The 21,911-nt window shown below is 68.9% G+C and carries 21 protein-coding genes; 4 read left to right on the top strand and 17 right to left on the bottom strand.

Going from position 1 to position 21,911, the window contains the following annotated elements; translation table 11 throughout:
* Positions 1 to 11: 11 nt before the first annotated feature.
* From IEX88_RS01405 to mutS, 9 genes are all read right to left on the bottom strand, one after another.
* Entirely contained in the window at positions 12 to 572 is a 561-nt protein-coding gene (locus IEX88_RS01405) for a NifU family protein (protein WP_188848768.1), read from the bottom strand.
* A gap of 178 nt (positions 573 to 750) precedes the next feature.
* Positions 751 to 1,242 (bottom strand): universal stress protein, encoded by a 492-nt coding sequence (locus IEX88_RS01400; RefSeq protein WP_188848767.1) that lies wholly within the window; start codon positions 1,240 to 1,242, stop codon positions 751 to 753.
* A 39-nt stretch (positions 1,243 to 1,281) separates the two neighbouring features.
* The gene (locus IEX88_RS01395) at positions 1,282 to 1,581 is read right to left on the bottom strand and encodes a type II toxin-antitoxin system RelE/ParE family toxin (protein ID WP_188848766.1); all 300 of its coding nucleotides are present in this window, start codon (positions 1,579 to 1,581) and stop codon (positions 1,282 to 1,284) included.
* Entirely contained in the window at positions 1,578 to 1,838 is a 261-nt protein-coding gene (locus IEX88_RS01390; protein WP_188848765.1) for a hypothetical protein, read from the bottom strand. The genes IEX88_RS01395 and IEX88_RS01390 overlap by 4 nt, the downstream gene beginning before the upstream one ends.
* Before the next feature lie 52 nt (positions 1,839 to 1,890).
* Positions 1,891 to 2,982, bottom strand: a complete 1,092-nt coding sequence (gene trpS / locus IEX88_RS01385) for a tryptophan--tRNA ligase (RefSeq protein ID WP_188848764.1) — start codon at positions 2,980 to 2,982, stop codon at positions 1,891 to 1,893.
* Between the two features lie 112 nt (positions 2,983 to 3,094).
* Positions 3,095 to 4,333 carry an acyltransferase family protein gene (locus tag IEX88_RS01380; RefSeq protein WP_188848763.1) on the bottom strand — a complete coding sequence of 413 codons (1,239 nt, stop codon included), beginning with the start codon at positions 4,331 to 4,333 and terminating at the stop codon, positions 3,095 to 3,097.
* A 104-nt stretch (positions 4,334 to 4,437) separates the two neighbouring features.
* Complete coding sequence (gene murJ / locus IEX88_RS01375; RefSeq protein ID WP_188848762.1) at positions 4,438 to 6,036, bottom strand: murein biosynthesis integral membrane protein MurJ; 1,599 nt, start codon at positions 6,034 to 6,036, stop codon at positions 4,438 to 4,440.
* Positions 6,033 to 8,897, bottom strand: a complete 2,865-nt coding sequence (locus IEX88_RS01370; RefSeq protein WP_188848761.1) for a [protein-PII] uridylyltransferase — start codon at positions 8,895 to 8,897, stop codon at positions 6,033 to 6,035. The genes murJ and IEX88_RS01370 overlap by 4 nt, the downstream gene beginning before the upstream one ends.
* 280 nt (positions 8,898 to 9,177) lie before the next feature.
* Positions 9,178 to 11,889, bottom strand: coding sequence for a DNA mismatch repair protein MutS (gene mutS / locus IEX88_RS01365; RefSeq protein WP_244639759.1), 2,712 nt, complete (start codon positions 11,887 to 11,889; stop codon positions 9,178 to 9,180).
* A gap of 292 nt (positions 11,890 to 12,181) precedes the next feature.
* Between mutS and IEX88_RS01360 the strand changes: the two genes are divergently transcribed.
* On the top strand, positions 12,182 to 12,478 hold the full coding sequence (locus IEX88_RS01360) for a DUF1236 domain-containing protein (RefSeq protein WP_188848760.1): 297 nt from the start codon (positions 12,182 to 12,184) through the stop codon (positions 12,476 to 12,478).
* A 409-nt stretch (positions 12,479 to 12,887) separates the two neighbouring features.
* Here IEX88_RS01360 and olsB read toward each other — a convergent pair whose 3' ends face one another.
* The 5 genes from olsB to IEX88_RS01335 all read right to left on the bottom strand — a co-directional run bounded on the left by olsB (position 12,888) and on the right by IEX88_RS01335 (position 17,542).
* Entirely contained in the window at positions 12,888 to 13,814 is a 927-nt protein-coding gene (gene olsB, locus IEX88_RS01355) for a l-ornithine N(alpha)-acyltransferase (protein ID WP_188848759.1), read from the bottom strand.
* Positions 13,815 to 13,936: 122 nt separating this feature from the next.
* Positions 13,937 to 14,926 (bottom strand): acrylyl-CoA reductase (NADPH), encoded by a 990-nt coding sequence (gene acuI / locus IEX88_RS01350; protein ID WP_188848758.1) that lies wholly within the window; start codon positions 14,924 to 14,926, stop codon positions 13,937 to 13,939.
* A 45-nt stretch (positions 14,927 to 14,971) separates the two neighbouring features.
* A complete protein-coding gene (gene lspA / locus IEX88_RS01345) occupies positions 14,972 to 15,508 on the bottom strand; it encodes a signal peptidase II (RefSeq protein WP_188848757.1) in 537 nt (178 codons plus the stop codon).
* Entirely contained in the window at positions 15,505 to 16,377 is an 873-nt protein-coding gene (locus IEX88_RS01340) for a TrmH family RNA methyltransferase (RefSeq protein WP_188848756.1), read from the bottom strand. The genes lspA and IEX88_RS01340 overlap by 4 nt, the downstream gene beginning before the upstream one ends.
* Before the next feature lies 1 nt (position 16,378).
* Positions 16,379 to 17,542: a class I SAM-dependent methyltransferase gene (locus IEX88_RS01335; RefSeq protein ID WP_188849271.1), complete on the bottom strand. Its 1,164-nt coding sequence runs from the start codon at positions 17,540 to 17,542 to the stop codon at positions 16,379 to 16,381.
* A 13-nt stretch (positions 17,543 to 17,555) separates the two neighbouring features.
* Between IEX88_RS01335 and IEX88_RS01330 the strand changes: the two genes are divergently transcribed.
* Positions 17,556 to 18,035: an SRPBCC family protein gene (locus IEX88_RS01330; protein WP_188848755.1), complete on the top strand. Its 480-nt coding sequence runs from the start codon at positions 17,556 to 17,558 to the stop codon at positions 18,033 to 18,035.
* Positions 18,036 to 18,211: 176 nt separating this feature from the next.
* On the opposite strand, the gene IEX88_RS01325 is transcribed toward IEX88_RS01330, so the two are convergent.
* From IEX88_RS01325 to sppA, 3 genes are all read right to left on the bottom strand, one after another.
* The gene (locus IEX88_RS01325) at positions 18,212 to 18,577 is read right to left on the bottom strand and encodes a LapA family protein (protein ID WP_188848754.1); all 366 of its coding nucleotides are present in this window, start codon (positions 18,575 to 18,577) and stop codon (positions 18,212 to 18,214) included.
* A 225-nt stretch (positions 18,578 to 18,802) separates the two neighbouring features.
* Positions 18,803 to 19,087 carry an integration host factor subunit beta gene (locus IEX88_RS01320; RefSeq protein WP_188848753.1) on the bottom strand — a complete coding sequence of 95 codons (285 nt, stop codon included), beginning with the start codon at positions 19,085 to 19,087 and terminating at the stop codon, positions 18,803 to 18,805.
* A gap of 206 nt (positions 19,088 to 19,293) precedes the next feature.
* Complete coding sequence (gene sppA, locus IEX88_RS01315; protein ID WP_188848752.1) at positions 19,294 to 20,274, bottom strand: signal peptide peptidase SppA; 981 nt, start codon at positions 20,272 to 20,274, stop codon at positions 19,294 to 19,296.
* A 273-nt stretch (positions 20,275 to 20,547) separates the two neighbouring features.
* On the opposite strand from sppA, the gene lptC reads away from it, so the two are divergent.
* Positions 20,548 to 21,264, top strand: a complete 717-nt coding sequence (lptC, locus tag IEX88_RS01310; protein ID WP_188848751.1) for an LPS export ABC transporter periplasmic protein LptC — start codon at positions 20,548 to 20,550, stop codon at positions 21,262 to 21,264.
* Positions 21,261 to 21,836: an LptA/OstA family protein gene (locus IEX88_RS01305; protein ID WP_188848750.1), complete on the top strand. Its 576-nt coding sequence runs from the start codon at positions 21,261 to 21,263 to the stop codon at positions 21,834 to 21,836. Before lptC ends, IEX88_RS01305 begins: the two co-directional genes overlap by 4 nt.
* Positions 21,837 to 21,911 lie beyond the last annotated feature (75 nt).

Here is a 21,911-nt window from a genome sequence, read left to right as displayed (position 1 = left end):
GTCGAGGGCGGTCAGATTGCCTCGACGGATTCGACCTCGGGCACGAAGTGGCGCAGCAGGTTCTGGATGCCGTGCTTCAGCGTCGCCGTCGACGACGGGCAGCCGGCGCAGGAGCCGCGCATGTTGAGATAGACCGTGCCCTCGCGAAAGCCGCGGAAGGTGATGTCGCCGCCGTCCTGGGCGACGGCCGGGCGCACGCGGGTGTCGAGCAGTTCCTTGATCGTCGTGACGAGCGCGGCGTCGCCCTCCTCGAAGAACTCCTCGCCGCTGTCCGACACCGCGCCGGCCTGCGCCATGGTCGGCTGGTCCGACATGAAATGCTCCATCAGCCCGGCGAGGATCGCCGGCTTCAGGTGCTGCCATTCCGGGCCGTCCTTGGAAACGGTGACGAAGTCATAGCCGAAGAAGACGGCAGTGACGCCGGGCACCGCCATCAGCCGGGCGGCGAGCGGGGAACGCTCGGCCGCGTCGTCCGGGCTCAGGAACTCGGCCGTCCCCTCCTCGAGCACGACCCGGCCCGGCAGGAATTTCAGCGTGGCGGGATTGGGGGTGACTTCGGTCTGGATGAACATGGCGCGTCCTTTCGGGAGGCTTGCCGTCCGCAGGCGTGCGGAAGGCCCTTCCTGTCGAATGAGATCGGGCCTTGCGCCCGAGGACCGGCCCGGCAAACCGGTTCGGCTTCTGCCCCGTTATCTAGCGACGGCCGACGGGCAGCGAAAGGGGCAGCGGATCGAACACTGCGGTCGACGTTCAGCAGAGGCTTTCGATTTCCTCGTCGGTCAGCGTCGCCGGCACGATCGTCACCGGAATCGGGAAGGCGGCGCCCTTGCCGGCGATCGAGGAGACGAGCGGTCCCGGACCCTCGCTGGAATCGCCGGCGGCCAGGACCAGGATGGCGATCTCGCGGTCGGCCTCGATCAGCGCGGTGATCTCCTCAATGGTCTTGCCTTCGCGCACGACGAGTTCCGGCTCGACACCAACCGATTCGCGGATCTCCTCGGCGACCTTCGACAGGCGCGAATGCGCCTCCGCCTCGGCCTCGGCGCGCATGATCTTCTCGACCCCGAGCCAATGCTGGAAGTCGGCCGGCTCGATGATGTAGAGCAGCACCGCGCCGCCGCCGCTCGCCTTGGCGCGGCGCGCGGCATAGGAGGCCGCCCGCCCGCATTCGGGCGTCGCGTCGATGATCGCGAGGAATTTGCGCTTGCCGCCAGCGTCGCGGCCGATCCGTTTGGAAACCATGGCCGGACCATGGCAGGACGATCCGGGAAGGGCAAGACGTCAGCCCTTCGGCCAGCCGCCCTCCGGCCAGTCGCGACGTTGATGGACAAGGCGGATCACGACGACAGCCGCATCGGTTAGTTCGTATGCGATGGTGTAGGGCCTGCCGGTCACCGGCTTCTCAAAATAGCCTTCGGCACGGCTGCGCCTTCCAGTCGGATAATGCGCGAGACGTTCGAGGGTCGTCTTGATCTTCAATGCGAGAGCGTCGGCAGCAACTGGGTTCTGCTCGGACAGAAAGGCAAGAATCTTATCGAAGTCGTCCAGTGCCCTCGGGTCCCAGACAACCTTCCGGGTCATTCCGCGGCGGGCCTCCGCGCGCGATCTATGGTTGCCTTGAAACGTTGCACAGCTTCTTCATGCGGGATACCACCACCGCTCGCAACGCGGGCTGACGCCGCCTTCATCTCGCCGATGAGATGCAGTTCCCGCGCGGCATATTCCTCGATGATGTAGGCGGCATAAAACGTCTCGCTGCGCCCGGATGCAGCGGCAAGCTCGGCGAGTCTTTCCGCCGCCTTGCCCTCGATCGTCACCGTAGTCTTCGCCTTCGCCATGGCAGCCTCCGTCGCTCGCCGCATCCTACCGCGCGACGAGCGACGGGGCGAGTCAATCGGCGAGGAGGCCGACGATCTTCTTCACCTCGGCCATGTTCTTCGCCGCGATCTCGCGGGCGCGCGCCGCGCCCTTCGACAGCACCTGGTCGATCGCGCCGGGATCGGCGAGGATGCGGCGCATCTCCGCCGTGATCGGCCCGAGCTTGGCGACCGCCACCTCGGCCAGTGCCGGCTTGAAGGCCGAGAACTGCTGGCCGCCGAAATCCTTGAGGACGTCGGCCTTGGTGCGTCCGGCAAGGGCGGCAAAGATGCCGACGAGGTTGTCGGCCTCGGCCCGGCCGGCAAGGCCGGCGACCTCGGACGGCAGCGCGTCGGGATCGGTCTTGGCCTTGCGGATCTTGCGGGCGATGGCGTCGGCGTCGTCGGTGAGGTTGATGCGCGAGAGGTCCGAGGGGTCGGACTTCGACATCTTCTTGGTGCCGTCCTTCAGGCTCATCACCCGCGTCGCCGGACCGTCGATCAGCGGCTCGGTCATCGGGAAATAGCCCTGCGTCGCCCCCTCGGCGGCGTCCTCGCCGGTGGCGGCCACGCCGAGGCCGAGTTCGGCGATCCGGGCGGAAAAGTCGTTGTTGAATTTTGCCGCGATGTCGCGGGTCAGTTCGAGGTGCTGCTTCTGGTCCTCGCCGACGGGCACGTGGGTCGCGCGGTACAGCAAAATGTCGGCCGCCATCAGCGCGGGATAGACGAAGAGCCCGGCCGAAGCGTTCTCGCGGTCCTTGCCGGCCTTGTCCTTGAACTGCGTCATGCGGCTCAGCCAGCCCATGCGCGCCGTGCAGTTGAACACCCAGGCAAGTTCGGCGTGCTCGGCGACGCGGCTCTGGTTGAAGACGATGTGGCGCTCGGGGTCGATGCCGGAGGCGATGAAGGCCGCTGTGACCTCGCGCGTCGAGCGCATGAGCTCGGCCGGCTCCTGCCAGACGGTGATGGCGTGCATGTCGACGACGCAGAACACGCAAGGATGCGTGTCCTGCAGCTCGACGAAGCGGCGGATGGCGCCGAGATAGTTGCCGAGATGCAGGTTGCCCGTCGGCTGCACGCCGGAAAACACCCGCGGTTCGAACCCGCTCTGACCCGCTACCGGCATGCCACTCGCCCTTCATCGCGCCCCCGGCGACGGACCGGGAATCGCCGGCTATATGCACGGCGGTCCAGCGACGATCAAGCGGCGCGTCCGCGGCGGCCGGCGGGAATGCCCGTCAGGCGGCTATCCGGAGCGGTTCGGGCGGCAGCGCGGCGGCCGGCACCAGCGGTGCCGGTGCCGGGATCGGCGCCGGCACGGCGACGGCACGACGCCGCTGGACGCCGCAGGCCAGAGCGAGCGGGGCGGGCAGGCGGCGGGCAAGCTCGAAGAAGAGCAGGCAGCCGACGACCGTCGCCGCGACCACGAGCGCAAAGGTCGACCACAGTCCGAGACCTTGCGGCAGGAGATAAGAGAGGGCCGCCACGACGAGGGTCTGGTGGATGACATAGAAGGCGAAGACGCCGTCGCTGCAATAGCGCACGACACGGTTGGGCGCGCCGATGTGGCGGGCGGCAAAGCCGAGGAGCGTGAGGATCATCGACCAGGCGAGCGCCAGCGTCAGCGCCTTGAAGGGCACGGTCATCGCCTCGTAGCCGCCGATCGACCAGGCGCTGTCCGGCCCCCAGGCGAAGGCGAAGAGCAGCCCCGACAGGGCGGCGGCCATGCTCGCGCTGGTCCAGCGGCGGGCGATGACGCCGCCGATCAGCGCCTGGTGCGATCGCGCGAAGAGGTAGCCGAAGCCGAACCAGCTCGCCCAGACGGCGAACCAGGCGCCGTCGTTGTAGAGCGCATTCGTCTCACGCGGAAACCAGGGCGACAGCGCCAGATTGGCGGCGAGCGGCAGGAGGAAGAGCGCGTAGATCCAGGGCGTGTCGAACAGCCGTTCGACGGTGCGGGAAAGCGGCGCGAGGGCCGGCCGGTCGAGGAGCTTCAGGACCGGCAGGACCGTGACGACGAGCGCGATCAGATAGGCGACGAACCACATATGCGCCCAGGTGATGTTGCCGTCCGGGTATTTGCCTTCCGTAAAATAGCGGGTCAGCCAGAAGGTCGCGAGCGAGCCCTGGTAGCCCTCCTCCAACACCCGCTCGCACCAGACCTGTGGCACGATGAACAGCGCCATCGCCGCGGCGAGCGGCAGGCCGAGCCGAACCAGCCGCTGGCGGACGAAGGCGCCGAGCGCGACATGGCGCGCGGCCAGAGCGACGCCCATGCCGGAGACGAAGAAGAGAAGCGCAAGGCGCCAGGCGCGCGGATGGTTCATCACCACCTCCAGCCCCAGGCTCTTGGCAGGGCTCTCGACCAGCCAGTGCAGGCTGGGAAAGAAGGCGACGGAGGCGTGATAGAGGATCAACAGCGCGAAGGCCGAGACGCGCAAGGCGTCGATGTAATGCAGCCTTGCCCTGTCCTGCATCGCCCGGCCCTCCCTTCCTGCTTTTCACCAAAGCACAGGGAGCTAAACAAACCGCTGAGAGGAGAGGTTACGAAAACCCTAAGGACGCCGGCAAAAATCCCCCGTCAGCCGCGCTGTCGTTTGACGAGGCGCATCACCAGGCCGCGGTCGACGGCGCCGGTGGCCAGCGCCAGGACGAAATAGACCGCCATGGCGACGCCGACGAGGACGAGGATCGCGGCGATCTGCGCCAGCAGGCCGGAGGACGGCTGCATCCAGGGGGCGAGCCAGAATTCCAGCGCCACGATCGCGCCGCCCATCAGAAGGGCCGAGACGAGGACGAGCGCGCCGCGTTTCAGGAGCGGCCGGTCGAGATGCCAGAGCCCCTTGCGGCGCAGTCCCTCGAACAGCAGCAGCGCATTCAGCCAGCCGGCGAGCGTCGTCGCCAGGGCGATGCCGCGCTCGGCATAGAGGTTGAAGAGGATCAGCGACAGGATGATGTTGGCGATCGCCGAGGCGCCGGTGATCATCATCGGCGTGCGCGTGTCCTCCCGGGCGAAATAGCCGGGCGAGAAGACCTTGATGAGGACGAAGGCCGGCAGACCGAGCGCGTAGAGGCCGAGCACCGCCGCCACCGCCGTGGTCGTTGCGGCATCGAAGGCGCCGCGCTCGTAGATCAGGCGGATGATCGGCTCGGGGATCAGGAACAGCGCGACCGCCGCCGGCACCGTCAGGAACAGCGCGAACTCCAGGCTGCGGTTCTGGGTGTGCTGCGCCTCTTCGAGGCGCCCGGCCTTCAGCGCGCGGGCGAGCTCCGGCAGGAGAACGACGCCGATGGCCACGCCCACCATGCCGAGCGGCAGCTGGTAGGGCCGGTCGGCATATTGCAGGATCGATACCGCGCCCGGCTTGTAGGAGGCGATCGCCTGGCCGACGAAGAGGTTGATCTGGGTGATGCCGCCGATCAGCGCCGCGGGACCGGCGAGGATCAGGAGGCGCTTCAGCCCCTTGGTCCAGCGCGGTCGCTGCAGCGAGACGCCGAAGTCGGCCATGCGCATGGCCACCGTCACCATGGCGAGCTGGGCGATGCCGGCAAACAAGACGCCCCAGCTCATCCACAGGCCGATCGTCGTGGTGTCGGCCTCGGTCCAGAAGCACCAGGCGAGCACGCCGATCAGCACGAAGTTCAGGATCGTCGGCGCCACCGCGGCGGCAAAGAAGCGGCGGAAGGCGTTGAGGATGCCCGACACCATCGCCATCAGCGACATCGAGGCAAGATAAGGGAACATGATGCGCGAGAAGGCGACAGTGATGTCGAAGCGCTCGCCGCAGGAGATCGCCGTCCCCGCGGGATCGTCGACGCAGGCGGCAAGACCGGGCGCGATGATCGTCGACACCAGGAGGGGCATGAAGACCAGCGCCAGGATCGTCAGCCCGGTCAGGACGACGAAGAGCGTCGAGAAGATTTCCGAGGCGAAGGCCCGCGCGCCGTCCTCGCCGTCTTCCTCGAGCGAGCGGGAGAACAGCGGGATGAAGGCGGCGTTGAAGGCGCCCTCGGCAAACAGCCGGCGAAACAGGTTCGGGAAGCGGAAGGCGAGGTTGAAGGCGTCGGCGACCGGGCCGATGCCCAGCGCCGAGGCCATCATCATCTCGCGGCCGAAGCCGAAGATGCGCGAGAACAGCGTCGCGCCGCCGACGGTGGCAAACTTTCCGATGAGGCTCATTTGGCGGGAATGCCGAAGGCCTGCGGCGACGGCATGGTCCCGCGCGAGGAAATCTCGCCTTCCGGGCTGTCGAAGACCGAGGTCAGCCGGCTTTCGATGCGCTCCGTTCGGCTCGGGCTGACGATCTTCATGCCGGTGAGGTCGGTGACGTAGAAGACGTCGACGGCCCGCTCGCCATAGGTGGCGATGTGCGCCGAGCGGATGTCGAGGCTGAGGTCGGAGAGCGCGCCGGTGAGATCGGAGAGGAGGCCCGGACGATCGAGGCCCTCGACCTCGACCACAGTGAACTGGTTCGACAGCGCGTTGTCGATGAAGACGCGCGGCCGCACGGCGAACATTTTTGCGCCGCGCCCGACCTTTCGCTGCGCCATCATGTCCGGCATGTGCTGGCGGCCCTGCAGGAGGTCGCGGATGTGCCGGCCGATACGCTCGGCCCGCCGCCGCTCGTCGTCGTCGCTCTGGAATTCGCGGTTGATGGTGACGATGTCGAGGGCCCTGCCGTCGGTCATGGTGAAGATCTGCGCGTCGGCGATGTTGGCGCCGGTGGCGGCGCAGCCGCCGGCGATCATCGACAGAAGGCGCGGATGGTCGGGGGCGAGGATGGTGATCTCGGTGATCGCCTGGAAGGCGTCGGTGAGGACCATGGTCGCCAGCGGGTCGCCGCCGGCCGAGGCCTTGCGGATGAAGTCGGCGTGCCTTCGCTGCTCCTCGAGCGGCACGGTGAGAAAGTAGTTCTGGTAGTGCAGGTCGATATAGGCGTCGCGCTCGGCTTCCGGCCAGTCGGACAGGCGTTCGGCCAGATGCGCCCGGGCCTGGGTGAAGCGCTGCTTGCGCGAGGACTGCGAGAAGCCGCCGGTGATCACCGGTTCGGTCTCGTAATAGAGGTTGCGGATCAGCTGGCCCTTCCAGCCGTTCCAGACGCCGGGGCCGACGGCGCGGATATCGCAGACGGTGAGGATGGTCAGGAGCTTCAGCCGCTCCAGCGTCTGCACCTTGTCGGCGAAGTCGAGGATCGTCTTGCGGTCGTTGAGGTCGCGCTGCTGCGCCGTCATCGACATCACCAGGTGATCCTCGACCAGCCAGACGACGAGATCGGTCTGGCGCTCGTCGAGGCCGAGCCGCGGGCACAGCGTCCGCGCGATGCGGGCGCCGGCGACCGAATGGTCCTCGGGGCGGCCCTTGGCGATGTCGTGCAGGAGCAGCGCGACATAGAGCGGCACCCGGTCGTTCAGCGTCTTGACGAGGTCGCTCGAGGCCGGATGGTCGTCGAGGAGCTCGCCGCGCTCGATCCGCGACAGGATGGCGATGGAGCGCAGGAGGTGCTCGTCGACGGTGTAGTGGTGGTACATGTTGAACTGCATCATCGCGACGATGCGGCCGAATTCGGGGATGAAGCGCCCGAGCACGCCGGCCTCGTTCATGCGCCGCAGATGCAGCTCCGGATCGGTGCGGTCGGTCAGGACGTCGAGGAACAGGCTGTTGGCCTCGGGATTGTCGCGCAGCTCGGCGTTCACCAGCCGCAGCGAGCGGCGGATCAGCTTCAGCGCGTCCGGGTGGTATTCGAGGTTCAGCGCGGCCGCGAGCTTGAAGATCCGGAGAAGATTGACCGGGTCCTTCTGGAAGACGTCCCGGGCGGTGACGTTGATGCGGTTGTTGTCGATGTGGAAGTCGAGCGTGCCGGGAATCTTCTTGGCGCGGTGGCGCAGGCCCCGGACGAACCCCTTCAGGCCGGGAACATCCTTGGCCTGCTCCTCCTCCAGCGCCGCGCAGAAGATGCCGGTGAGATCGCCGACGTCCTTGGCGATGAGGAAGTAGTGCTTCATGAAGCGCTCGACGTCCTTCATGCCGGGATGGGCATTGTAGCCGAGGCGGGCGGCGATCTCCGGCTGCAGGTCGAAGGACAGGCGCTCCTCGGCCTTGCCGGTGAGGAAATGCATCTGGCAGCGCACCGCCCAGAGAAAGTCCTCCGCCTTGTGGAAGAGCCGCGCCTCGCGTCGCGAGAACACGCCGGCGGCCACGAGCTGCTCGGAGGTCTCGACGCGGTAGTGGTATTTGGCGATCCAGAACAGCGTGTTGAGGTCGCGCAGGCCGCCCTTGCCCTCCTTGACGTTGGGCTCGACGAGATAGCGCGTGTCGCCGCTCTTGGTGTGGCGGACGTCGCGCTCGGCGAGCTTGGCGGCGATGAATTCCTGGCCGGTGCCCTCCACCACTTCCTTGTCGAAGCGCGCCGACAGTTCCGCGAACAGCTGCGGCTCGCCGACGATCAGCCGGCGCTCCAGGAGGGCGGTGCGGATGGTGAAATCCTCGCCGGCGAGGCGCACGCATTCCTCGACCGAGCGCGTGGCGTGGCCGACCTTGAATCCGAGGTCCCAGAGCAGATAGAGCAGATACTCCACCAGCTGCTCGCCCAGCACGGTCTGCTTGTAGGGCAGGAGGAACAAGAGATCGATGTCCGAGCCCGGCGCCAGCGTGCCGCGGCCATAGCCGCCGACGGCGATCACCGACATCCGCTCGCCCGTCGACAGGTTGGCGGCGACGAAGACATGCTCGAGGGCGAAACGGTAGACCGCCCGGATCACCTCGTCCTGCAGGGCCGAGAGGCGGGCGGCGCACAAAAGGCCGCTGCCGTCGTCGAACAGCATGGTCTCGGCCGCCTTGCGGCCGATCGCGATCCTTTCCTTGAGGAGCGCGAGCACCCTGTCGCGCACCGCGGCCGGCGCGCCGTCGCCGGGCGCCTTGCCGGCGAGCGCGGCGAGATCCCGGGCAAGCGCCTCGGCGTCGATGATCTCGGCAAAGCGGAAACCCGGCTCGGCGACGGAGGCGATCGGGAGGATGGCGGCTTTCGGCGATTGCAGCAGCATGGCTTCTGTCCTGACGGCGCCGTCCAGCGGCGACCCGGGCGCGCTGGCCGGCCCGAAAACAAGGGAGCGGCGCCGGGCCTTTCGGCCGCGACGGCCGTCGGCCCTCCCCCGCACCGGGGCGTCATAGCCCATTTGCGGCAAAGGCACTATCGGCAGCCGGCAAGCCTCAGGCTCGGCGCAAGGTTCGCCGGCGCGTTTCACGTGAATCGCCCGCGGCCTGCCGGCTTCCCGCTCGCCAGACCCTAGCTCGCCGGCGACGCATCCCGCCCCGCGGCCCGCCTCAGTGGGCCGGGGTCACCAGCCCCTTCAGCCGGTACAGGGCCTCGAGCGCCTCGCGCGGGCTCAGGGCGTCGGGGTCCAGATCGCGCAGCGCCAAGAGCGCCGGGTCGGCCGCGTCCTTCACCGGCGCCTCGGCCTCGGCGCGGCTGCGGCGCACGGCGGCGGAAAACAGCGGCAGGTCGTCGATGAAGGCGGTGCGCTTCTCGCCCTGCTCGCCCTTTTCCAGTTCGGCGAGAACCTGCCGGGCGCGCTCGACGACCGAGGGCGGCAGGCCGGCGAGCTTGGCCACCTGCACGCCATAGGAACGGTCGGCGACGCCGGGCCTCACCTCGTGCAGAAAAATCACCTCGCCCTCCCATTCCTTCACCCGCATGGTGGCGTTCTTCAGCCGGCCGAGCCGGGCGGAAAGCGCCGTCATCTCGTGGAAATGCGTGGCGAACAGCGCCCGGCAGCGGTTCACCTCGTGCAGGTGCTCGACCGAGGCGAAGGCGATCGACAGACCGTCATAGGTCGAGGTCCCCCGGCCGATCTCGTCGAGGATGACGAGCGTCGTCGGTCCGGCCTGGTTGAGGATCGCCGCCGTCTCGACCATCTCGACCATGAAGGTCGATCGCCCTTCGGCGAGATCGTCGGAGGCGCCGACGCGCGAGAACAGCCGTTCGACGACGCCGATATGGGCCGAGGCCGCGGGAACGTAGGCGCCGGCCTGGGCCAGCACGGCGATGAGCGCGTTCTGGCGCAGGAAGGTCGACTTGCCGCCCATGTTCGGCCCGGTCAGGAGCCAGATCGCCCCGGCCTTGCCGGCGGCGCCGGACGGCGGCGACAGGTCGCAGTCGTTGGCGACGAAGGGCGTGCCGGAGCCCGCCTTCAAGGCCGCCTCGACCACGGGATGGCGGCCGCCTTCGATGGTGAAAGCGAGGCTGTCGTCGACCTCGGGCCGCGACCAGTCCTCCGCCACCGCCAGTTCCGCCAGCGCGGCGGCGACGTCGAGCACGGCCAGCGCCGCCGCGCCCGCCTGCATCGCGCCGGCCGCCGAAACCACCGCGGCGGCGGCGGTCTCGAAGGCGCCGAGCTCCAGCGCCAGCGCGTCGCTCGCCGCCCCGGCGATGCGGCTTTCCAGACCCGACAGCTCCAGCGTCGAGAAGCGCATGCAGTTCGACATGGTCTGACGGTGCTGGAAGCACGCGCGGGCCGCCTCGCTGCCCGTGAGCGCCGCCGCCTGGCCTTCCGCCACCTCGACGAAATAGCCGAGCACGTTGTTGTGCTTGATCCGGAGATTGCGCACGCCCGTCTCGGCGACGTAGCGCGCCTGCAGCTCGGCGATCACCTGGCGCGAATGGTCGCGCAGAGCGCGCGCCGCATCCAGCGCCTCGATCGCCCCGTCGCGCACGAAGCCACCGTCGCGCTTCAGGAGGGGCGCGGGATCGGCGAGGAGGGCCGTCAGTTCCGCCGCCATGGCCATGGGCAGAGCCCGCAGGCCGGCGACCGCCTCGGCCAGCTCCGCCGGCAGTTCGGCGCCGGCCAGGAGCGCGTCGATCTCGGCGGCCACCATCAGGCCGTCGCGGATGGCGGCGAGATCGCGCGGGCCGCCGCGCCCGAGCGACAGACGCGACAGCGCCCGCTCGGTATCGGGCAGCCGCTTCAGGCGCTGGCGCAACCCGTCGCGCAGCGGCCCGTCGGCGACGAAACAGGCGACGGCGTCGTGCCGGCGGCGGATCGCGGCCGTCGCGGTCAGCGGGCTGGCGATGCGCTGCGCCAGGAGGCGCGAGCCGGCGCCGGTGGCGGTGCGGTCGATGGTGCCGAGCAGGCTGCCCTTGCGCTGCCCGTCGCCGGTGCGCGTCAGTTCGAGGCTCGCCCGCGTCGCCGGATCGATCAGCATGGCCGCACCGCTCTCCAGCCGCTCGGGGCGGGCGAGCGCCGGACGGGCGGCGAACTGCGTCTTGGTGAGGTAGGAGAGGAGCGCCGCGGCCGCGGAAAGCTCCGCCCGGCCAAAACCGCCAAAACCGTCGAGCGTGGCAACGTCGTAGAAACGGCAAAGCCGGGCGGCGGCCGTCGCGCCGTCGAAGAGCACCGCCGGCTCCGGCCGCGCCAGCGCGCCGAGCCGCTGGAAGATCGGCTTCAGCACGGCATCGTGGAACACCGTGTCGGCGACGACGATCTCGGACGGCTCGATCGCCTGGATGTCGGTCAGGATCTGGTCGGCGGCGGTCACCTTGACGCAGAACTGGCCGGTCGACAGATCCGCCCAGGCCAGCGCGAATTCGGCCTGCGGGCTCGACCCGCCGAGCCGCGACAGGCTCATCAGGAAGTTCGGCTTGCCCGGATCGAGCAGCCGCTCCTCGGTGATCGTGCCGGGGGTGACGAGGCGCACGACGTCGCGGCGCACCGGCGACTTGCCGCCGCGCTTCTTGGCCTCCGCCGGATCCTCGATCTGCTCGCAGACGGCGACGCGGTGGCCGAGGCCGATCAGCTTCTGCAGATAGTCGTCGGCGGCGACCACGGGCACGCCGGCCATCGGGATGTCCTCGCCCAGATGCTTGCCGCGCCGGGTCAGCGTGATGCCGAGCGCCCGCGAGGCGACGGCCGCGTCGTCGAAGAACAGCTCGTAGAAGTCGCCCATCCGGTAGAACAGGAGGCAATCGGGATTGGCCGCCTTGATCTCGATATATTGCGCCATCATCGGCGTCGGGCCGCTCTCCGGCTCTCCCCTCATCGCAGCGATCGACCGTCTCCCTCTTGTCCCCGGTGCCGCGCGAGGGCGCCCGGCTGGCCGAGTATCGGCATAGCGGCAGCGGCCGCCGCGGAAAAGGGGTCGCCGCCCCTGTCCACCGGCGAGGCGTCCTCCCGGCCGATGCCGGGTTGCAACAGTGGTCGCGCAATCGGCCGGCGCGAAGCACAATTGCGAAACGGCCGAAAATTTGGCATTACATCGGGGGTATCGCATGCCCATGTCTGCGGTGGACGCTTTCGGCCGGTCCGGCCGGAGGTCCGAATGCGAGGATTGCATGAACTTTTCCCGGTCGCGGCCCCTTTTCTCGGCGGCGCTTCTGATCGCCGCCTGTCTCGCACCCGGCGTTTCGGCCATCGCTGCCGATGCCGCCGTCAACGTGTACCAGTTCGCCATCGACAACCCGGTCGACGACTCCCGGCTCCCGGTCGCCCCGACGCTCGGCGAGACCGTGCCGCAGTCGATCAGCCTGGTGCCGCTGCAGGACGAGGCGACCTATGCCTATTTCTACTACAATGGCCGCCCGGTGATCGTCGACACGAGCACCCGCAGCGTGGTGCGCGTCGACAAATAAAGCTGGCGTCCTCCCCATGGCGGGGCTGGCAGGTCCTGCGCATCCTTCGGATCGTCGGGGATAAAAGCGGCGACGGCGTGACGACCCGCGACAGGGTCGCCACGTGCCGACGCACCTCGTGAATCACCTGACGTCTGCCTCTGAGGGTCCAACGTCCCTTAGCCCGGCGCCGTCTGGATCCGGGAAGGCCTCGACATGGATCTCGGCGGTGCGCCCCACAGAGAGGGCGCGGCGGCCGGGGAAGGACGCGACATAGCCGGCGCAGCCGGTCGAAGCCGCCTTTTCGCAGAAGACCTGTAGGTGCTGCCGGGACCTCAGCGAAGATGCCCACGCGGCGCTGCCGAACGACCCGGAGACGACCGGGCGCTCCGCCTGCCGCGCCCGGCCCGACGACCCGCCCCGCCGGCCCTCAGGCGACGAAGCGCGAATCCGCCCCGTAATATTCGACGTAGCGCGGGTGGATGTTGCTCACCGGGACGACCACGAGCACGTCCGTCGTGCCGAACTGGTAGTCGACGACGGCGTCGGCGCCGATATAGCCGCCGATCCTCAGATAGCCCTTCAGGAGGGGCGGCAGCGCCGCCAGAGCGCGGCGCGGGTCGGCCTCGCCGTCAACGTCCTCGCCGCGCAGAACCCCCTTGCGCGGCTGCGCGCGGACCTGCCATTCGGCCGGCGCGGCGGCATGGGTCTTGAGGAAGGCGAGCGGCAGTTCCAAGGCCTTGAGATCTGTCCCGGCGAGCGAGGCGCAGCCGAACAAAACGTCGATGCGGTGCTGCTGGACATAGGCCCAGATCCCCTGCCAGAGCAGTTCGACGCTGCGCTTGCCGCGATATTCCTTAAGCACGCAGGAGCGGCCGAGCTCGAGGAAGCGCTTGCCGGGGTGCCGGGCCAGAAGCGGGCCGATCTCGAATTCCTGGGCGGTATAGAAGCTGCCGGCCATCTCGGCGCCCTCCTGCCGCATCAGGCGATAGGTGCCGACGATCTGGTTGGCGAGCGAGCCGCCTCTCGCGCCGTCGATCACCAGGAGATGGTCGCAATAGCGGTCGAAGCCGTCCTTGTCGCGCCGCGTCAGCTTCTGCAGCCGCGACGGCTGCGCCGACATTTCCTCGTAGAACACGCGGTAGCGCAGCTGCTGGGCCGCCTTCACCTCGTCGCGCGAACGCGCCAGGCGCACTTCGAGCGGGCCGAGACGGCCGAGCACGCGGCCGTTGACGTCGAAGCGACCCTTCATGCGCCGGACGGGCGCGGGAACGAAGGCCTTGACCACGGCGCCGAAGGGACTGGGGGCGCGGCCGACTGGTGCCGGCGCCAATTCGGCCATCCTCGATAGGTTCATGAACCCTCCTCGCGCCCGACGCATGCGACACGCCGTCATGCTACCGGAATTATAAGGTTTGCGCGACGCTTTCGTGACGCGCGGCCGGCCCGGCCACCCGTCGCGCGCCGCAGCGCCGTCCTCTACATGGTGACGACGAGCCGGCCGCGCACCTTGCCGTCGACGATTCGGTGCGCCGCCGCGACGATGTCGTCGAAGCCGATTTCGGTGGTCAGCGCGGCCAGCCGCTCGCGGTCGAGGTCCTCGGCGAGGCGGCACCAGGCGGCGAGGCGACGCGGTTTCGGCGCCATCACCGAATCGATGCCGACGAGTGAAACGCCGCGCAGGATGAAGGGCGCGACCGAGGCCGGCAGGTCCATGCCCTGGGCGAGGCCACAGCAGGCGACAGCGCCGTGATAGCGCGTCTGGGCGAGGACGTTGGCCAGCGTATGGCTGCCGACGGCGTCGATTCCAGCGGCCCAGCGCTCCTTGCCGAGCGGCTTGCCCGGCGCCGAGAGCTCGGCCCGGTCGATCACCTCGGCGGCGCCGAGATCCTTCAGATAGCTCGCCTCTTCCGCCCGTCCGGTCGAGGCGACGACGTGCCAGCCGAGCTTGGCGAGGAGCGCCACCGCGACCGAGCCGACGCCGCCGGCCGCGCCCGTGACGATCACCGGCCCGTCGGCCGGCGTCACGCCTGCCGCCTCGATCGCCATCACGCTCATCATCGCGGTATAGCCGGCGGTGCCGATGGCCATCGCTTCCCCGGCCGAGAAGACCTCCGGCAGCGGCACCAGCCAGTCGCCGCTGACGCGCGCCCTTCCGGCATAGGCGCCGTAATGGACCTCGCCGACGCCCCAGCCGTTCAGCACCACCTTGTCGCCGGCACGCCAGTCGGCATGGGTCGAGGAAATTACCGTGCCGGCGAGGTCGACGCCGGGGATCATCGGCCAGCGGCGCACGACAGGGGCCTTACCGGTGATCGCCAGGCCGTCCTTGTAGTTCACCGTCGTCGCCTCGACCGCGATGTCGACGTCGCCGTCCATGAGGTCGCCGGGCGTCATCGTGACGGTCTCGACGCTCTGCCGCTTGTCGGCATCGCGGGAAATCAGGATCGCCCTGAAGGTCTCGCTCATCGCTGGATTCTCCCCTCGCTGTCCGGCGCCGACCATCGCCGACGCTCAGTCCGTCCCCGGCCCGGGCTTTCCGGGCATGGTCTCGTCGGGCGCCTTGGCCCCGTCGGCCTTGGCACCCTTCTCCTCGCGCCGGCCGAGCAGGAACTCGTCGACGACGATCGCCACGGCGCCGACGGAAATGCAGGCATCGGCGAGGTTGAACACGGCAAACGACCAGACGGGCGTGTGGAAGAGGACATAGTCGACGACGTAGCCGAGGCGGACGCGGTCGATCAGATTGCCGATCGCCCCGCCGACGATGATGGCGAAGGCGACATGCGTCAACCGCCGGTCGGCCGGCGTCTTCCACCAGAGCCAGAAGACGAAGCCGAGGACGACGACGGCCATCAAGGCCAGGCCGAGATCGCCGAAGCCGGCGAACATCGAGAAGGCGATGCCGTCGTTGCGGGCATGGTAGAGCGCCAGGAACGGCAGGAGCTCGACCGAGCCGCCCAGCGCCATGGTCGCCACGACCACGGCCTTGATCGCCTGGTCGGCGACGACGGTGAGGAGGATCACCAGGGCGGCGGCCCCTCGGGTCACAGGACGAGCGCCTTGCGCCGGACCTCGAACAGCATAACGCCGGTGGCGATGGCGAGGTTCAGGCTGTCGGCACGGCCGGCCTGGGGAATGCGCAGGAGGACGTCGCAGGCCTTGGCCAGCGGCTCCGACAGGCCGGCCTGCTCGTTGCCCATCATCAGGAGCGTCGGCTTGCCCGCATAGTCGGGCGCGCGGTAGTCGGTCGTGCCCGACATGTGCGTGCCGGCGACGAGGCCGCGGAATTTCGTGCGCCAGCCGAGCAGCTGCCCCTCGCTGGCGCGCACGATCGGCACGGCGAAGATCGAGCCCATGGTGGCGCGCACCGTCTCCAGCGAAAACGGATCGACGCAGTCGCCGACGAGCACGACGCCCTTCGCGCCGACGGCGTCGGCGGTGCGCAGGATGGTGCCGAGATTGCCGGGATCGCGGACGCGGTCGAGGACGACGACGACGCCGTCCTTGCCGAGGTCGAGCTTGTCGAGCGACGTGGTCTTCTGGCGGAAGACGCCGATGGCGCTCTGCGGATTGTCGCGCCGCGTGATGACGCCGAGCACCTTTTCCGAGGCCTCGACGACGTCGGCGCCGAGCGCGACGGTGCGGGCGGCGGTCTGGGTCAAAAGCGGGTTGTGCAGCTGTGACTTCGCCACTACCAGCGTCTCGATCGCCCAGCCGGCGTCGAGCGCGTCGATGACGAGCTTCAGCCCCTCGGCGATGAAGAGGCCCGTCTCTTCGCGGTGCTTCTTCAGGCCGAGCGCGCGGATGTCCTTGATGATCGGGTTGGAGACGCTGGAGAGGTCCTTGACCCGGCCGGGGGCGGACAGATCCGGGCGCCTGGCGGGACGGGCATTCTTGTCGTCGAAATCGTCGGCCATGTCAGGGAATCCAGCGCGAGAAGAGCGAGGTCGAGAGGCATCGGGCGTCCTCGCCGGCCTCGCGGATGATCAGTTCGCCCGATTCCACCGTGCCGCCCATGCCGCGCAGCGTCTCGGTCATCAGCGCCTGCAGCGAATAGAAGGAGGAGCGGATGGAATAGGCGGTGAGGATCAGCGCCAGCGGCTTGTCCGACATTAGGCTGCGGCAGAGGTCGAGGAGATAGGGCAGATCGTCGAGCAGCTGCCAGACCTCGCCCTTCGGGCCGCGGCCGAAACGCGGCGGATCCAAGAGCACGATGTCGTAGCGGCTGCCGCGCTTCACCTCGCGCTCGGCATAGCGCACCGCATCCTCGCAGATCCAGCGGATCGGCGCCTCGGTAAGGCCGGCGAGTTCCTGGTTCTCCCGCGCCCAGAGGATCGCCTTCTTCGAAGCGTCGACATGCGTCACCTCGGCGCCGGCCCGGGCGGCGAGCAGCGAGGCGAGGCCGGTGTAGCCGAAGAGATTCAGCACCTTCACCGGTCGTTTCGCCGCCGCGATGGCGTCGGTGACGAAGGCCCAATGGCCAGCCTGCTCGGGAAAGACGCCGGTATGGCGATAGGAGGTGAAGCGGCCGAGATAGGACAGGCCCTTGTGCTCCAGCGGCCAGGTCTCACCGAGCGGCACTTTCGGAAAGCGCCAGCGGCCGAGGCCCTCCTCGTCGGTGTCGCCGGTGAAGATCGCGTCGGCCGCCTCCCAGGCGGGATCGGCGAGGCGCTTGCCCCAGATCGCCTGGTTCTCCGGGCGGCGCACGGTCAGGGGACCGTAGCGCTCGAGCTTTTCGCCGGCGCCCGAATCGAGGAGGGCGTAGTCGGCGTCCGGCTCGACCGTCAGGATCACCGGCAGGCGCTCGGCCGGCCGGGCGCCCGGGCGCTTCGGTGGGGCCGGGCGCGGGCCTGCGGCGGGCGCGGCCGCTTCGGCGGCGGGACGCGGCGTCTCGCCCGAAGCCGAAGCGGGGCGGGGCAAGGAATCCTTGCGGGGGCGGCGCGGTCCGCTCAACGGGGTGGCTCCTGGCCGATCGTGTCTGTCATGCCCGCTCCTGTATCGGTTTGGTTTGCGCTTGGCAAAACCCCGAAAATCCTGAAGGTGACGTCGGACACACCGGAAGCGTCCGGGTGGCCGCGACATCGGGAGGACAGACATGGATCTCAAAGGCGAATACCGGCTGCCGGCCCCCCGGCAGAAGGTCTGGGAAGCGCTCAACGACCCCGCCGTTCTCAAGGCCTGCATCCCCGGCTGCGAGAGCCTCGAAATGACCGGCGACAACGCCATGGCCGCGACCGTCGTCGCCAAGGTCGGCCCGGTCAAGGCGAAGTTCAACGGCGAGGTCCGGCTCGAAAACGTCAACGCGCCGGAAAGCTATTCGATCGTCGGCGAGGGCAAGGGCGGCATTGCGGGCTTTGCCAAGGGCGGCGCCGACGTGCATCTGGCCGAGGAAGGCGCGGAGACGATCCTGACCTACACCGTCGACGCGCAGGTCGGCGGCAAGATCGCCCAGCTCGGCGGCCGTCTGATCGAATCCTCGACCAAGAAACTCGCCGGCCAGTTCTTCGACAATTTCGCGGCGCATCTTTCCGGCGGCGAAGCCACAGGCGCAACGGGGACGACGGAAGCCGTCTGAACCGCCGGCAAGGAAGCGGGCGCAACGGCAACGCGCCTTCCTCGCCCCTCCGGGGAGAGGTGGCCGGCAGGCCGGAGAGGGGGTGGCGGCAGGCCGCCAGGACGCCGCGCTCCCCCTCATCCCGCTGCCGCGACCTTCTCCCCGGAGGGAGAAGAAGCCGCTTTGGCGTGGCTGGATTAAGCCGCGCGCGGCGCCGCGAGAGCGGTCGAGGGCGGCGTCGCCGTCTTTTCCTCGCGCAGCAGGCGCAGGCTGGCCTTGGCCTCCTCGGCCTCGCGGCGCAGCCGCTCGACTTCGTTGCGGCGCTTCCAGGCCTTGCGGCGGTAGTGCGACTGCGTCAGCCAGGTGCCGAGGCCGCCGAGGATCACGCCGGTAATGATCGCCCCCATCATGACGATGAACAGCGGCAGGGAGTAGGTGAACTGCGGCATGGTGCCGAAGGGATCCAGCGAGACGGTGACCGGCGCCCGGTTGGCGACGCAGAACACCACGAGCAGGATGGCCAGCGGCACGAGGATCACGAAGGACAGGATTCTGGAGATCATCGTCGGGCCCTTGACTGGCTTTGCCCGGATGACCCGGGCGCGTTCAACGTGCGTCACGTCTTCGATATGGCGGCGCCGGGCCCCGGGTCAATCGCGCCAGCGGGCGATTGCGGCGCGCCGCGCCTTTCGGTCCGCCCGCCTTCGCCCTCGACTGTCAGCCCCGGACACGGTCCGAAACGTCGCCCGCCGGGCGCCATCGCGTCGCGCGGCGGCAAGCGCGTGGCGTCAGCTGGGCTCGTTCAGGCGCTCGCGCAGCTCCTTGCCAGCCTTGAAGAAGGGCACCCACTTCTCCTCGACCTCGACCGATTCGCCGGTGCGCGGGTTGCGGCCGGCGCGCGGCGGACGATTCTTCACCGAAAAGGCGCCGAAGCCGCGCAACTCGACGCGGTTGCTCTCGCACAGCGCATCGGTGATCTCGTCGAAGATCGCGTTGACGATGGTCTCGACGTCGCGCTGGTAGAGATGCGGATTGCGGCTCGCGATGATCTGCACGAGTTCGGATTTGATCACGGGTGGGCTCCGTTCGGGTCTGGGCGATCGTCGCATTCGCCGGTGGGCCCGCCACCCGGCACGACAGGATCGTGCGCGGCTGAGGGGCGGACGGGTTCACGTACAAGGTCTTGGGTCGGCTAGGGTCTTGGGTCGGCGAAGTGTAAGGGCAGGTGGGCCGTCAGATCAATATCCCGACGCTCCGGGAACGAGATTGGCTGAAACGCTCACGGCGCCCTGCCCCCCAGCTGCGGCTCCCAGATCGACACCAGGCCGCCGGCGTGGCCGCTGCCGCGCAGCAGCGCCTCGGGGAGCGTCTCGGCACGGGGATCGAGCCCGAGGCTGGCGAAGACGAAGGAACGGGCTCTGGCGAAGATCGACCAGCCCAGCCCCTCCTCCTCGTCCGGCTTGCGCTCGACGATCGGCAGGCCAGGCGTCAGCTGGCGCTCTTCCTCGAGCCAGCGGCGGATCTCGGGCTCGCCGCCGAGCCCGTCGATCAGGCGGTTGGCGAGCGCCTGCCGGCCGCTGAACACCGAGCCGTCGGCCAGCCGCCGCGCCTCGGCGCCATCGAAGGGACGGCGCGCATCGACCAGCGTGACGAACCAGTCATAGGTGTCCATCACCAGCCGGCGGATCATGTCCTTGGCCGCCTCGGGCGCCGGGCTGAAGGGCGAAGGCTCGGCCTTCAGCGGCGAGGACTTGATCGCGTCGACCTTGACGCCGACCGTGTCGAGCAGGACCGAGGCATCGACATACTGGAAAAGGACGCCGATCGAGCCGACGATCGAGGTTTCGTGCGCGACGATGTGATCGGCGGCGACGGCGATCATGTAGCCGGCGGAAGCGGCGAGCGTGCCGACACCGGCGGCCAGCGGCTTCACCTCGGCGATCGACCTTGCGGCATTATAGAGCGTTTCGCCACCGACCGTGGTGCCGCCGGGACTGTCGATCTGCAGGATCACCGCCTTGACCGACGCGTCGTCCTTGAGGTCGGCGAGGAGGTCGAGAAGCTTGTCGTCCTCGGTGATGAGGCCCTCGACCCGGACCATGGCGATGCTGTCGCGGGCCGATCCCCGCCCATCGGCCGACCACAGCGCCAGGGAGACCCCGACCACGGCGAGCCCGACGAGGAAGAGGGCGGCGCCACGCCAGAAGCCGAGCTTCCGGCGCAGGCGTCGACGGTCGATCAGGTCCTGCGCATTGGCCATTTCGGATCCACCGTCATGATTTGCTAACCACCGGACGGATAGACTCTCGACCGGGTCTTGCCAAGCGCGGCATCGCCCGCGGGGAAGGCCACCTTTTCCCGCGGCGAAATTTCTCCATATTAGGCGGGTGAAACAAGAAGCCCGCAAGCGGCTGACGGCTTCGCCCGATCGGCGGGGTCCGCTCCGCCGGGTCCGGTGTCGTCCCGTCCACCGGCGCCTGCCCCAGACCATCGACGTCGTGCAGCATCAGGCCAACCAGATCAGGACCAGCGTTTGACCGAGACGACAGGACACATGGATCGGGCGGTGCGTGCGGGGGCTCTCGCCAGCCTGACCGACAACCGACGCTCCGACAAGGAGTTCGCCCGCGCGCGCCGACACTCCCGGCTGGTCGCCCTTTTGAAGATCGGCTTGCCGGCCATGGCGGCTCTCATCGTCGTCGGCGGCATCGCGGTGACGTGGCTCGCCCGGGCCCTGCCGGACAATGTCTCGGTCTCGGCGGCCGGCCTGCAGGACGGACGCATCGTCATGGAAGACCCGCGCATGTCGGGCTATGACAAGAACCAGCGCCCCTATTCGATGGTGGCGCAGCGTGCCATCCAGGCGCTCGATGGCAGCGGGATCGAACTGGAGGACGTCAAGGCGAACATCACCATTTCCGACAGCGCCACTGCCGACGTGCTCGCCGCCCGCGGTCACTACGAACAAAAGAGCCAGCAATTGCGCCTCTACGACGACGTCAGGGTCGACACCAGCAGCGGCATGTCGATCCGGCTCAGCGACGCGCGGATCGATATGGCCAATGGCAGCATGATCGGCGCCGGCCCCGTCACCATCAACACGCCGAACCAGACCATCGAAGCCGGCAGTCTCGACGTCAAGGAAGGCGGCAAGGTCCTGGGCTTCGGCGGCCCGGTGAAGATGACCCTCCTGCCCAGCCCGGGCGACATGCCCGCCACCAGCCCTACCGGAAAGCAACCGAGCCCATGAATGCACGCCAGTCCTTCGGCTTCGCCCCCTGCCTCCTCGTCGCGACGCTGCTCTGCGCGGTCGCGCCGCCCGCGTCTGCCCAGGCGCCGGGAACCTTCACCGGCCTGAAGGTCGGCGGCGACCAGCCGATCGCGATTGAATCCGACCAGCTCGACGTCGACGATTCCAAGGCCGTCGCGACCTTCACCGGCAATGTCTCCGTCGCCCAGGGTCCGACGCTGATGAAGTCGGGCAAGCTCGTCGTGTACTATATCAAGGCGGCGGCCGACGGTGCGGCGGCCCCGAAGCCGGCCGCGGGCGCCATGCCGGGCGGCAACAACCAGATCGACCGGCTGGAGGCGAGCGGCAAGGTCTACATCAAGTCCGAGGATCAGGTCGCCACGGCCGAGACCGCCAATTTCGACATGAAGACGCAGATCGCCGTGCTGGATGGCAACGTCGTCCTGACCCAGGGCGAGAACATCGCCCGCGGTCCGAGCCTCACCATCCACATGGATACCGGCGTCGCCCAGTTCAGCGGCGGACGCGTCAAGATGCTCATGGCACCGCAGAGCGATCAGCCCCAGCAGTAAGCATACCGGCCGTCGGCAGCGCGCCGCTGCCCGGCCGGCCGGCCGGACCGCAGGCCCGGCGCCGGGCGGCCGCCC

The organism is Aureimonas glaciei, from assembly GCF_014643375.1.
Lineage (GTDB): Bacteria > Pseudomonadota > Alphaproteobacteria > Rhizobiales > Rhizobiaceae > Plantimonas > Plantimonas glaciei.
The sequence above is the reverse complement of the archived record's forward strand: the minus strand, read 5'-3'. Positions and strand labels throughout refer to the sequence as shown.